General features: G+C 62.1%; 13 protein-coding genes. 9 read left to right on the top strand and 4 right to left on the bottom strand.

Features of this window, described 5'->3' with window-relative positions; translation table 11 throughout:
• The first annotated feature begins 86 nt into the window (after positions 1-86).
• The 7 genes from C2L64_RS30395 to C2L64_RS30365 all read left to right on the top strand — a co-directional run bounded on the left by C2L64_RS30395 (position 87) and on the right by C2L64_RS30365 (position 8309).
• Positions 87-1193: a sugar ABC transporter substrate-binding protein gene (locus tag C2L64_RS30395; protein WP_007581184.1), complete on the top strand. Its 1107-nt coding sequence runs from the start codon at positions 87-89 to the stop codon at positions 1191-1193.
• Between the two features lie 69 nt (positions 1194-1262).
• On the top strand, positions 1263-2825 hold the full coding sequence (locus tag C2L64_RS30390) for a sugar ABC transporter ATP-binding protein (protein ID WP_007581182.1): 1563 nt from the start codon (positions 1263-1265) through the stop codon (positions 2823-2825).
• Positions 2822-3823 (top strand): ABC transporter permease, encoded by a 1002-nt coding sequence (locus tag C2L64_RS30385; protein ID WP_007581180.1) that lies wholly within the window; start codon positions 2822-2824, stop codon positions 3821-3823. The genes C2L64_RS30390 and C2L64_RS30385 overlap by 4 nt, the downstream gene beginning before the upstream one ends.
• Before the next feature lie 19 nt (positions 3824-3842).
• The gene (locus tag C2L64_RS30380; RefSeq protein WP_007581179.1) at positions 3843-4853 is read left to right on the top strand and encodes a dihydroxyacetone kinase subunit DhaK; all 1011 of its coding nucleotides are present in this window, start codon (positions 3843-3845) and stop codon (positions 4851-4853) included.
• A 13-nt stretch (positions 4854-4866) separates the two neighbouring features.
• The gene (locus C2L64_RS30375) at positions 4867-5490 is read left to right on the top strand and encodes a DAK2 domain-containing protein (RefSeq protein WP_007581177.1); all 624 of its coding nucleotides are present in this window, start codon (positions 4867-4869) and stop codon (positions 5488-5490) included.
• Positions 5491-5938: 448 nt separating this feature from the next.
• Positions 5939-7219 carry an MFS transporter gene (locus tag C2L64_RS30370; protein WP_007581175.1) on the top strand — a complete coding sequence of 427 codons (1281 nt, stop codon included), beginning with the start codon at positions 5939-5941 and terminating at the stop codon, positions 7217-7219.
• Positions 7220-7379: 160 nt separating this feature from the next.
• Complete coding sequence (locus C2L64_RS30365) at positions 7380-8309, top strand: LysR family transcriptional regulator (protein ID WP_007581173.1); 930 nt, start codon at positions 7380-7382, stop codon at positions 8307-8309.
• 108 nt (positions 8310-8417) lie between these two features.
• Here the strand turns inward: C2L64_RS30365 and C2L64_RS30360 are convergent, their stop codons facing one another.
• The 3 genes from C2L64_RS30360 to C2L64_RS30350 all read right to left on the bottom strand — a co-directional run bounded on the left by C2L64_RS30360 (position 8418) and on the right by C2L64_RS30350 (position 10343).
• Positions 8418-8846, bottom strand: a complete 429-nt coding sequence (locus tag C2L64_RS30360; protein WP_007581171.1) for a nuclear transport factor 2 family protein — start codon at positions 8844-8846, stop codon at positions 8418-8420.
• 131 nt (positions 8847-8977) lie between these two features.
• A complete protein-coding gene (locus C2L64_RS30355) occupies positions 8978-9460 on the bottom strand; it encodes a MarR family winged helix-turn-helix transcriptional regulator (RefSeq protein WP_007581169.1) in 483 nt (160 codons plus the stop codon).
• Between the two features lie 46 nt (positions 9461-9506).
• The gene (locus C2L64_RS30350; RefSeq protein ID WP_007581167.1) at positions 9507-10343 is read right to left on the bottom strand and encodes an alpha/beta fold hydrolase; all 837 of its coding nucleotides are present in this window, start codon (positions 10341-10343) and stop codon (positions 9507-9509) included.
• Between the two features lie 87 nt (positions 10344-10430).
• Here C2L64_RS30350 and C2L64_RS30345 point away from each other — a divergent pair, with 87 nt between their 5' ends.
• Both C2L64_RS30345 and C2L64_RS30340 read left to right on the top strand, forming a co-directional pair.
• Positions 10431-11354 (top strand): alpha/beta hydrolase, encoded by a 924-nt coding sequence (locus C2L64_RS30345; protein WP_007581165.1) that lies wholly within the window; start codon positions 10431-10433, stop codon positions 11352-11354.
• A gap of 45 nt (positions 11355-11399) precedes the next feature.
• A complete protein-coding gene (locus C2L64_RS30340; protein ID WP_007581163.1) occupies positions 11400-11801 on the top strand; it encodes a tautomerase family protein in 402 nt (133 codons plus the stop codon).
• Positions 11802-11985: 184 nt separating this feature from the next.
• Here the strand turns inward: C2L64_RS30340 and C2L64_RS30335 are convergent, their stop codons facing one another.
• Positions 11986-12768, bottom strand: coding sequence for an SDR family oxidoreductase (locus C2L64_RS30335; RefSeq protein ID WP_007581162.1), 783 nt, complete (start codon positions 12766-12768; stop codon positions 11986-11988).
• Positions 12769-12854 lie beyond the last annotated feature (86 nt).

The following is a 12854-nucleotide window of genomic DNA, read 5'->3' as shown; positions in this document are numbered from 1 at the left end:
TGTGTCGAGTCTGACCCGTCGGTACGCATCCGCGTACATCGACTCCCGGTATCTGATAACTGACTATTTGAACAACGGAGACGCTCATGGCCTGGAATTCAGCACGGTTTAATGGATGGAGTTCACTCGCCGCGCCGGCGGGTGCTGGACTGTTGTGCGTCGCCGCCGCGTTGAGCGGCTGCTCGAAGAGCGAGTCGCCTTCGACGGTAACCGCGGCGAGCGATGCCAGCGCAAGCGGCGCCGCAGTCGCGAGCGCTGCGCCGGCGTCGGCCCCGGGCGGCAAGACCAAGATTGGCTTCTCCATCGCGACGCTGAACAACGCGTTCTTCGTCGGATTGAAGCTCGGCGTCGAAAAAGGCTCGAAAGATGAGTCGTTCGATCTGGTACAGACCAATGCGAACGGCGATGCGCAACAGCAGGTCAACGACGCAAACAATCTGCTGAGTCAAGGCATCACCGCGCTCGTGCTGAATCCGATCGATTCGAAGGCGATCATCCCCGTGGTGCAGAAAGCGAATCAGATGAACATCCCCGTCTTCACGCTCGATCGAGGATCGGACGGCGGCAAGGTCACGTCGTTCGTCGCGTCGGATAACGTCGCGCTCGGCGCAACGGGCGCGAAATGGATCGCCGATCAGTTGACCAAACGCTACGGCTCCGCGAAGGGCAATGTCGTCGACCTGATCGGCCTGGTCGGCACGACGGCCGCCACCGATCGTGAAAAGGGCTTTAGCGATGAGATCGCGAAGTACTCGGACATCAAGGTCGTGGCGCGTCAGGAAGGTGCTTTCGATCAGGAGAAGTCGCTGAACGCGATGACCAACATCCTGCAGAAATTCCCGCAGATCGACGCGGTGTTCGGGGCCAACGACGACAACACCGTGGGCGCGGAAAAAGCGATCGACAACGCGGGCCGCTACAAGCCGCTCGATGACAAGGCGCACATCCTCGTCATCGGGGCGGATGGCACGGCGCAGGCCTTGTCGGCGATCCGCGCAGGCAAGCAGGACGCGACGATCTCGCAGAACCCGATTGAAATGGCCGCGAAGTCGCTCAGTTTCATCGCCGACAACTCGGCGGGCAAGTCCGTGCCCGCCACGTACGCATGGCCGACGTTCCTGATCGACAAGTCGAATATCGATTCGGACGAAACGAAAAAATACGGTCTGTGGTCGCTGCAGGTGAGCCAGTAACGTATCGATGTAACCTGGACGGGCGCCGTTTGCAAGGCGCGGGCCCGTCATCGAATGCGGGATTAGCACATGAACGCCGGGACGAGTTCGCAGCCGCAGGACAACGTGCAGCCACACCCGCGTGCGGGTGCCGACAGCCATGTGCCGCCGTTGCTGCGCATGGCGGGCATCGTCAAAAGCTTTCCGGGTGTGAAGGCGTTGCGCGGCGTCAGCCTGACGCTCGAGGCGGGCCGGGTACTGGCCATCGTCGGTGAGAACGGCGCGGGCAAATCGTCGCTGATCAAGACGCTATCGGGGGCTTACGAACCGGACGAAGGCACGATCGAGATCAATGGCGTGCCGCTCGGACGCGGTACGCACGCGGCAATCGATGCGGGCGTTGCGGTGATCTATCAGGAACTGTCGCTCGTCAACGATATGACGGTGGCGGAAAACCTGTTTCTTGGCCGCATGCCGGCACGCAACGGCTTCGTTCAGCGTCGCGAGGCCGATCAGAATGCGCGACAGGCGCTTGCGCAAGTGGGCCTCGACGGCGTGTCGCCATCCATGCGGCTCGGCGATCTGCCGCTCAACAAGCGGCAGCTGATCGAAGTTGCGAAAGCCATTGCGCGCGACGCACGCATTCTGGTGATGGACGAACCGACGGCCGCGTTGCAGCGTGACGACATCTCGCATCTGTATGCCGTCGTGAGACGTTTGCGCGCTGCGGGCATGGGCATCATTTTCATTTCGCACCATCTGGAAGAAGTGTTCGAGCTGGCCGATTCGGCCGTCGTGATGCGCGATGGCGCGACGGTCAGCGAGCGCCCGATGTCGGCGTGGACCGAACAGGATCTGGTGCAGGCGATGGTCGCGCGCAATCTCGACTCGTTCTACCCGTGGGAGCCGCGCGATTACGGCCCAGTCGTGCTCGAAGTGCGCGATCTCGCGAGTCCGCCCATCGTGCGGCACGCGAGCTTCAAGGTGCGCGCGGGCGAGATCGTCGGGATTGCGGGTATTGCGGGCGCGGGCCGCACGGAGTTGCTGAAGGCGATCTTCGGTGCGCAGAAGGTGACCGAAGGCGACATCTTCATTCGCGGCAACAAGACCGTGGTCCGCTCGCCCGCCGATGGCGTGCGCCAGGGCCTCGTCTATACCGCCGAAGATCGCAAGCTCGAAGGACTCGTGCTCGATGCGAGCATCGAAGAGAACATCGTGCTGTCGAGCCTGAAGGCGATCGCGACGGGCGGCTTCGTGCGCAATGCGAGAAAGCGTGCGCTCGCGCAGAAGGCGAGTGCTCGCTTCGGCGTGCGGGCGTCGAGCGTCGTGCAGATCACGGGCAATCTGTCAGGCGGCAATCAGCAGAAGGTGATTCTCGGGCGCGCAACGGCCACGCAGCCGGCCGTGATCATGCTCGACGAGCCGACACGCGGCATCGACGTCGGTGCGAAGACGGAAATCTATGCGCATATGGTGTCGATGGCGCGCGCGGGCGCGGCCGTGGTGATGGTCAGTTCGGAATTGCCGGAACTGCTCGGCATGTCCGACCGGGTGCTGGTGATGTATCGCGGCAGGATCGTTGCGGAACTGCCCCGCGACGAAGCCGATTCGGAGACGGTGATTCAATGGGCGACAACAGGAGCACGAGCATGACTTCGACGGCAGCGAAACAGACTGACCCGGAAGCGCTTTCGAGTCGCGTGATCCGGCAACTGCGCAGCGGCGTCGGTCCCTTGCTGGCCGCGCTGATCGTCATTTGCGTCGTGCTGTCGATTGCGTCGCCCGAGTTTCTGACGACGAGTACGCTGACCAACATCCTCGTGCAGACGTCGGTGGTCGGCATCGCGGCGGTGGGCGGCACATTCGTGATCATCACCTCGGGTATCGATCTGTCGGTCGGCTCGCTGGTCGCGTTGAGCGGGATGGTCGCCGCGACCTTCATGGCGGGTTCGACACCCGATGCCATCGGGGTCGGCATCGCCGGTCTCGTGATTGCGCTCGCGGTCGGTGCGCTTGTCGGTGCGCTGAACGGCTTCTCAGTGACATGGCTCAGGCTCGTGCCGTTCATCGTGACGCTCGCGATGATGGCGATGGGCCGTGGTCTCACGCTCGCCATTTCCGATGGCCGCACCAAGTTCGATTTTCCGAATGCGTTCACGCTGTTCGGAGCGAAGACGTTCGCCGGTTTGCCCGCACCGATGATCGTGATGCTGATCGTGTTCGTGATCGGCCATGTGTTGCTGCGCAAGACAACGTTCGGTCACCAGGTGTTCGCGGTCGGCGGCAATCAGGAGGCGGCGCGGCTTGCGGGCATTCCCGTGCGTCGCGTGATCTTTCTGACTTATACGCTCGCCGGCGTGACGGCGGCGATTGCGGGAATCGTGCTCGCGGGACGGCTCAACTCAGCGTTGCCTTCGGCCGCCAACGGGCTCGAATTGCAGGTGATCGCGGGCGTCGTGATTGGTGGGACATCGCTGGCGGGCGGGCGCGGCTCGATCGTCGGCACGTTTATCGGCGTGGTGCTGATCGGCGTGATCAACGTTGGTCTGTCGCTGCTCGGCGTCAATCCGTTCTGGACCCAGTTCATTCAGGGCGGCGTCATCTTCGCCGCCGTCATGCTCGATGCGCTCAGCCAACGGCGCAAGAACTGATCATCACAAGGAGAATCGCGTGAAAAAGATCATCAACCAGCCAGATGATTTCGTTGACGAAGTGATTGATGCGCTGTTGCTCGCGCACCCGGGCTGGATCAAGGCCGCGACAGCCGACCGTCGCGCACTCGTGCGTGCCGATGCGCCGAAAGCGGGGCATGTCGGCATCGTCACGGGCGGTGGATCGGGCCATATGCCGGGCTTTCTTGGCTATGTCGGCGAAGGGCTGTGCAGCGGCGTCGCGGTAGGCAATGTGTTCTCGTCGCCGTCGGCACAACAGATCTTCGAAGCCACGAAAGCTGTGAACGGCGGCGCGGGCGTGCTGTATGTGTACGGCAACTACGGCGGCGACGTATTCAACTTCGATCTCGCCGCCGATCTCGCAGAACCCGAAGGCATCGACATCAAGACCGTCTTGCTGACCGACGATGTCGCGTCGGCGCCAGCGGAGCGCGCGAGCGACCGGCGCGGCGTGGCCGGCATGGCGTTCGTCTTCAAGTGCGCGGGCGCTGCGGCGGAACGCGGCGATTCGCTCGACGAAGTCGCGCGCATTTGCGCGAAGGCGAACGATCATTGCCGCACCATGGGCGTCGGCCTGTCGCCGACCATCCTGCCCGCTGCGGGCAAACCCACGTTCACGCTGCCCGATGGCGAGATGGAGATCGGCATTGGGATTCATGGCGAACCCGGCACGCATCGCGGCAAGCTGGAATCCGCCGATGCCATTGCGGATCGTCTGATGGGTCAGATTCTTGGCGATCTGCAGGCGCCGAAGGGATCGCGGCTTGCCGTGCTCATCAACGGACTCGGCGCGACGCCGCTCGAAGAACTGTATCTGCTGTTCAGGCGCGCGGCGAAAGTGATTGGGGATCACGGGTTGTCGATTGCGCGCTCGTATGTCGGCGAATATGTGACGAGCCTCGAAATGGCGGGTGCGTCGATCACCGTGATGTTGCTCGACGACGAACTCGAAACGCTGCTCGCCGCGCCCGCGCGTTCGCCGCTATATCGCGACTGGCTGCTGGTTTGATGGAGAGCACATCATGAGCATGTCCTGCAATGACGTCCGTGCGCTGCTCGTCCGCGCGCTGGATGCGCTGCCGGCGCACACCGACGAATTGCGGGACCTCGATGCGGCGCTCGGCGACGGCGATCTCGGCATTACGGTGAAGGCGGGATCGGCGGCCGTCGTGAAAGCGCTCGCCGCCTTACCCGACGACGCGGCGATGAGCGACATGTTGCGTGCCGCCGGACAGGCCTTTTCGACGGCTAACCCCTCGACGTTCGCGGCGTTGATCGGCGGCGGCCTGCTGGCGGCGGCAAAGACGATGGTGGATAGGCATGAGGTCGGCAAAGACGACGTGCTTACGATTGGGCGCGCGGTCGCGGCGCGCATCGTCGAACGCGGCAAGAGCAAGGTCGGCGACAAGACCGTGCTCGATGCGCTGGTGCCGAGCCTCGATGTGCTTGAAGCGTCGAACGGGAGCGCGCGCGAGATTCTGGCTGAGATGATTGCGACCGCGCGGCGTCAGGTTGAAAGCACGGCCGCGCTGCAATCGCAGAAGGGGCGTGCGGCATGGGTGCAAGAGCGCAGCATCGGTCACGCCGATCCGGGGGCAACGGCGTATTTGCGGTTTCTGGAAGGGCTTCTGGCGGCGCTTGGCTGAAAAACCTGTCTTTGCAAGGTATGGAAGTTATATTGCCTTGTTGAAGGTGCGCTTCGCCGCGACATGCTGGTAGTCATCCGCCCAACGACGAATCATAGGATCGAGCAGGCGGCGAGCGTTAGACCCGAGGTAACTGTCTCGACAGCACCGGCGAAGCCCTCTGCCGCGCGTCACACCGCCGCCCGGCCGGGCACGCGTCTACCCGGGGTAGCCCTGGGGTACACCAGAAGCTTGACGCGACCGCCTCCGTTTTCAGCGCAGATCCTTGTCCGGCATGCCTCGCGGGGCATGTCGCGGCCATTGTTTGCATTTCGCGAATGACGTATTCGGTCGTCATCGCATTCTTTCCACGTTGCGCCTGGATCATTCTTCCTCCGTCGGCGCTGTGTACGCCGCGGGCTGCTTGCACTGCGTGCGGTCGCCGTCGAATTTGTCATAGGAGACAAGGATGAGATCGAACAAGTGGGACGTGTCCTACGAATGGAAAGCGGTGACGCTGCTCGCGCTCGGATTCGGGCTGGTGGGCCTGGACCGATGGCTGATCGCGCCGCTTTTCCCGTCCATCATGAAGGACCTGCATCTGACGGCCCAGGACGTCGGCAACTGTATCGGCATCCTTGGTCTTTCATGGGGTGTCTTCGCTGCGTTGATGGGCGGCATCTCCGACAAGTTTGGACGCCGTAAGGTCCTGATTCCCGCTATTGTCGCGTTCTCGCTATTGTCGGGATTTTCGGGTGTTGCGGGCGGACTCGCGAGTCTGATGGCTGTGCGGGCCCTGATGGGCGTCGCCGAAGGCTCGTTCTGCCCGACGAGTTTCGCCGCGACAGCCGACGCCTCGCATCCGAAACGCCGTGGCTTCAATCTCGGGCTCCAGCAAAGCGGATTCGCGCTGTTCGGACTGGCTCTTTCGCCCATCATTGCCACGCAGTTGCTCAACGTGATGTCGTGGCGCTGGGTGTTCGCTTTGGTCTCCGTTCCCGGGCTGATCCTCGGCCTGCTGATGTTCCGCGTGATTCGCGAGCCGAAGACCACGCCTGTATCGGTGCCCTCCGAGTCGCCTGGGCAGGCGACGGCGCAAGCCCGGCGCGGCAACTGGCGCGACGTGCTGAAGAGCGGGAATATCCGTGTCGCGATGGTCGCGCTGTTCTGCGCGATGACGGGCGTCTTCGTGCTGGGGGCGATGCTGCCGCTCTATCTCACCGAGTACCTGGCGCTCGACACGCAGCGCATGGGTATCGTGGTCTCGGCTATCGGCTTTGGTGGATTCGTTGGCCAGTTCGGCTTGCCGGGGCTTTCCGATCTGGTGGGGCGGCGACTTGCGAGCGTGGTCGGTTTCGCGGGGACGGCGGTGATGTTGTACGTGTTTCGCGGGCTCGGCGCGCAGCCGGTGGCCTTGTTCGCTGTGCTGTTCGTGTCGGCGTTTTTCACGCTTGGCCTCGTTTCGCTGCTCTCCGGACCGGTCGCGACGGAGGCGGCGCCCGTCGGCATGGTCTCGACGGCAATCGGGATCGTGGTTGGCGCGGGAGAGATCTTCGGCGGCGGGGTGGCGCCTGCGCTTGCTGGTTTCGTCGCGACTCGCTTTGGCATTCAGAATATTCTGTGGCTGCCAATCTGCGCGGTTTTGCTTGGCATCGGTGTGAGCCTGCTGCTCAAGGAGACTGCACCTGCCAAATTGCGCCGGCGCAATGGGTCGACGGGCGAATTTCCTGTGGCCGAGCAATTCGAATAAAGCCACCGATACGAGTACTTATGCGCACGGCGTGCTACTTCGAGAAGAAGCAGCACGCCGTGCGCTTTCATTTGCCTTCAGGCTGATGTTCACGCATGCCACTGTCGCCGGCGTCAGCGCGTATACACTGACGTGCTGTACACGATGACAGGGAAGCGGCATGGATCGTTTTCTGAGTATCGAGGCTTTCGTGCGGGTTGCGGAAACAAGCAGCTTCGCCGAGGCATCACGACAACTCGGCGTGACCAGTTCGGTCGTGACGAACCGCATCCAGCAACTGGAGCGCTTCGTCAACGCCCCATTGTTTCACCGCAGCACGCGTCACGTGCGGCTCTCCGAAGTCGGCGAGGCGTTCTATCGTGAATGTGCGGAGGTGGTGGGGCGCGTCAACGACCTGACCGATCAGATGCGCGAATTGCGCGCCACGCCCACCGGGCGGCTGCGTATCCAGATGCTGCCTGGTTTCGCGCTGGGTCATTTCGGCGCGGTGTTAGGGGAATTCAACCGGCGCTATCCCGGCATCCAGCTCGACATCATCGTGAACGACCGCGTCGTCGATCCCATCGAAGAGGGCTTCGATGTCGCGTTCCAGGTCTTCCCTGCTATCTCGGAGTCGTTGATCGAGCGGCGGCTCTTTACCGTGAGGCGGCTCTTTTGCGCTGCGCCGTCATACCTCGAAGAGCACGGCGCGCCGCAGCATCCTCGCGAATTGCTGCAGCACACGACGGCGCTCTATTCGGGCTATCCATCGCGCAATCACTGGACGATGACGCGTGGCGACGAGGTCTTCCAGATGGAGCTGCCCGGCATGATCCGCTCGAACTCGGTACATCTGCTGCGCGACTATGCGCTGACGGGCGGTGGTGTCGTGTGTTTGCCCACGCTGGTGGCGAGCGCGCCGCTGCTCGACGGCTCGCTTGTGCCCATTCTCGCCGACTATGCGCTATCGCCTTTGAACTTCGCGGCCGTGTACCCGGCCACGCAACGCCAGGCGCTCAAGGTGAAGGCGCTGGTCGAGTTTCTGGTGGACTGGCTCGGCACTGAGCCCGGTTGGGATGTGCCGTTGATCGAGCGTGGCTGGGTGCGCTAGAGGGCGGCACGCTCCATGTGTCGCGCGCGGCTCGCCCGGACAGTACCTCCGGGCTGCCGCGCCACTTCGATTGCTCAACGCGCGAGCCGTCCAGGTCACGACATGGGCTTAATTAAGGATCAGTTTCGGATAGCGCTTCGGCGGCTTGTCTTCCAGAATGTCGCGTCCTCGCGCGGTGTCGGCGTAGAGGCGTCCGTGAACGATCCGGCCGTCCCGGACCTTGAACAGAAACAGATGTTCGTTTTCCATCAGATAACCGTTGAGCGCTTTTGCCCGCGTCAGGACAGGGACGATGATGTAATCGTCTGCTTCAAGGACCGCTCTGGCGTCGTAAGTGAAAGTCTCCCACTTCTCATAAACGTGCTTCCAGAAGGCTAGAAACTCCTGCTTTCCCTCGTAGGTTCCGCCGTAGGGCAGGGAGTCGGAGAACTCGAAGACGACATCGTCGTCAAGTAAGGCAACGAGGTCGGTCTTGTCGTTGAGCTCGAATCCGCTGAATGCTTTCCGGCATGCCTCGACGATATGGGGGTGCTTCATACGTGTCTCCTGTCATTTCGGATGATGTGTGCAACGTTGTGCATATGCACATAATCCGGCAGCGTATCCGTGACGAATGCGCTGCCGAATGGGCGGCATGCGCCGCCAACTCCTGCCCGATCGGCGCGTGTCTAGTCTTTAGCGGTAGCGCCTTCGCCGTCAGCCCAAGGGCTGAATCCGCTATTCAACACGTTGCGCAAAGCGTTGCGCAACGCGACTGCACGCTTTTCGCCGTAGTGACCTTCGAATTCCTGCTGAACCCCTTGCCACATCGGAAGCGCCGTGCGATAGCGCGCTACGCCTGCGTCTGTAATCATGACCATCCTCACGCGGCGATCCTGTCCGGGGACCATTTCGAGGAGCCCGTCCCGCTCGAGTGGTTTCAGGTTCGTAGAAAGCGTCGTGCGATCCATCGCCATGGCGGCGGCAAGATCGCCAATCGTGAGCGGTCCGTCTTTGGCGAGCTTGTAGAGAATCGAGAACTGCGTGGCGCGCAGGTCCGCGGGCGCGAGAGCCTGGTCATATGCCGCTGTCAGATACCGGGATGCCTTGCGCGCCGCAAGACAATTGCAACGCCCATCGATATCTTCCAGCAGTTCCTTTTGGATTGGCATGTCGTATTCGCTCACGTTTCGTCGAACTCGGAAATATACGCGAGGCTCAGCGGCTTTCGTCAGAGGCACTGACGTAGTCGTGCCGTGACGCTTGCGCGGACGTAGCCGGTTTAAGCGTTGCCCATCCAAGGTGTCGCGCGAGGAGTTGTGCCGTTTGCGCCGGCTGTTCCAAATGCGGCCAGTGACCGGAGTGCGCGACGATGCGAAAACTTGCTGCCGGGAAGCGCTCGCGGCATTCGGCGGCGATCTGCTCGACCGTGATCACAGGATCGTCCTGGGCGCCGATCACCATGATCGGGCCACGAAACGCACACGGCGTATTGCCACGCGGATCGCCGAGCGTGAACGCATCGTAATACTGGCGAACGGTGGCCTTGTTCATCAATACGTGGGGCGCGGTCAATGAATCGAGTTGATCGCTATTCAGATGGGTCGAGAATGAAACGCGAATCTGACGCTGGACGGCGGGAGCGTCACCGCTTTCTCGCAGCAGATCGCGTACTTCGTCCGGCAATGTGTTGCCACGCAAAGGTGTGGGCGTGATCAGCGTCAACGACGCGACCTGTGCGGCACGTTCACTGGCGACGAGTTCCGCGATCTGCGCACCCATGCTGTGTCCGACCAGCGCCACGCGCGACAACCGCCTGTCGTCGAACACTTGCACGATATCGGCGACCGCTTGCGCCAGCGTGCACGCGTCGTCTTCATTGCGACGATCACCTGCGCCGCGAAGATCGCGCGCGATCACGGGCACCGAAGAGGGCGCAAGCGCCTCGATCAGATCGTTCCAGACGGTGCGATTGTCGAGGAAACCATGAATGAAGATCAGCGCGTCGTACGGCGGCTGATCCGGATCATTCGTCAGATCGGATACTGCTGTCATGCTCGTCTCCTCGACAAAGGTGCTTGTCAAACGCTGGTGTCGATCATAATATGCGCATATCAACGTATTGTAAAGACGGAGTGCGGCATGATCAGCAGGACTGAAATAGAGTTCGCCGGAGAAGGCGGCGTCACGTTGCGCGGCTGGCTGTTTGTGCCCGCCGCGACGGAGCGTCGCGCAGCGATATCGATGTGTCACGGATTCGCCGCCGTGAAGGAACACGGCCTTGAACGTTTCGCGACTGCGTTCGCGGAGGCCGGCTTCGTTGTCCTCGTGCATGATCATCGAAACTTTGGTTCGAGCGACGGCACACCGCGCCAGGATATCGATCCGTGGGCGCAGATCGCCGATTGGCGCAGAGCGATCACCTGGCTCGAGAGCCGGCCCGAAGTGGACCCCGCGCGTATCGGAATCTGGGGCAGCAGTTTCAGCGGCGGGCACGCACTGGTGCTTGCCGCGACGGACCGTCGCGTCAAATGCGTCGTCTCGCAGGTTCCGACCATCAGCGGCTTCGAGCAGGTTCGACGCCGCGTCGCGCCCGACGCGATGCCCGCCTGGATTGCCACCGTGACTGAGGATCTGCGCGAGCAGCATCGTGGCCACGCTTCGCGCGTTCAGGCCGTCGTCAGCGCCGACGCGAGCGTGCCTGCTGCTTATCGGTCGCCTGAAGCGACTGCGTTCTATTCGCAGCCGTTGGCCGGTGCAGCTTGGGAAAACCGTGTCACGCTGCGCTCGTCATTTGCCGCGAGCATGTATGAGCCCGGCGTGTGGGTAAGCCGCATCTCGCCGACGCCGCTTCTGATGGTCATTGCGAACGACGACCGCGTGACCATGACCGATCTCGAACTCGAAGCCTACGAACGCGCGCTCGAACCCAAGCGGCTCGTGTTGGTGCCGGGCCATCACTTCGATCCGTACGACGCGGCATTTGATCTCGCGAGCGGCGCGGCCGTGGACTGGTTCACGCTGCATCTCACTGGTGCCGATGCGGCCGGGCGCAAACAGATTTAATAGACGAACCCTACAGCAATCAGTTTAGGCAAATGGAGAACACACATGCCGGTATTTCACGCACATATTCCTAAAGGGCGCTTCAGTCGCGAACAGAAGATCGCGATGGGCAACGCACTCAACATGTCGCTGGTTGAAGCGCTGGGCATTCCCAAGGGAGACCGGTTCATCATGATCAGCGAACACGGCGACGATGAACTGTTCATCGATCCCACGTTCATGGAGATGGAGCGAAGCAAGAACGCCATGATCGTGACGGTCATGCTAGGCGCACATCGACCTGCGTCGGACAAGGCAGCGTTGATGGCGACGATGACGCGTCTGCTGGAGCGGGACGTCGGCGTGTCGCCCGACGATGTCTTCATCGCGCTCGTGCCCGTGCCAAACGAGAACTTCTCGTTTGGACGCGGAGTCGCGCAACTGGCCGATATCGCGCCGAGGTGGTAGTCAGGAAGCCGGCCGGGTCGTGAGGCAGGTGTTGCGCACACGTCCTGGTTTGCGGCGCGGAGGCAGCAATCTAATACTCAAGTGTTTGGGACCGGCCGTAATAGCGCTCCCGAGCATGCTGATCGTGAAGTGCAAACTGTGGCGGGCTCGCGCGCGAGCACTTCTATCGAAATCTGCGTCGCGCCTACACCGTCGGCACCGTTCCTCCATCGATCACATACTCCGTTCCGCTGATCGCCGATGCGAGCGGCGAAGCCAGAAACGCGATCAGATCCGCGACTTCCGCAGGCTTCGCCGGACGACCGAGCGGAATGCCGCCGAGCGACTTCATGATGATCGACTTGCCGCCTTCATAGTCGGTGCCCGCTTCCGCGGCGAGACGTTCCGCCAATGCGACTGCCGCCTCCGTTTCGACCCAGCCGGGCGACACGCGTACGACGCGGATACCTTTGGGCGTCACTTCCTTCGACAGCGATTTGCTATACGCCGATAACGCAGCCTTCGCGGCCGCATAAGCTGTCGTCGATTCGGGCAACGGCAGACGGTTCTGAATCGACGTCACATGAATCACGACGCCTTTTCCCTGCGCAATCATGGCCGGCAAAAGTGCGCGATCGAGCCGCACTGCGGGAAAGAGATTGAGGTCGAGTTCCTTTTGCCATTCGTCGTCGCCGAGCGCGGCAAAGCCCCCGGCGGGTGCTGATGAACCGCCGAGCACGTGCACGATCGCATCGAGACCGCCCAGCTTTTCCTTAACCGCGCGCGTGACGCTTGCGCAACCCTCTTCGGTGCTCAGATCCGCGGTCACGAAGTGTCGTGCGTCGATATCCTGCGTGTGCGTGCGCGCACTCGTCAACACCGTCGCGCCCAGTTCGACGAAGCGCTCGACGACCGCTTTGCCGATGCCCTTCGTGCCTGCCGTGACGAGCGTGCGCATGCCTGCGAGGTTCAATGCGTTCAATGCCATATCCGATATGAAGTCGTGAATTGCGATACATTCATTCTCGCTATCAACAACCTGTTCCACAAGAACGCACGAAAAAGTAAGTGACT

Source organism: Paraburkholderia hospita (assembly GCF_002902965.1).
Classification (GTDB): Bacteria; Pseudomonadota; Gammaproteobacteria; order Burkholderiales; family Burkholderiaceae; genus Paraburkholderia; species Paraburkholderia hospita.
The sequence above is the reverse complement of the archived record's forward strand: the minus strand, read 5'-3'. Positions and strand labels throughout refer to the sequence as shown.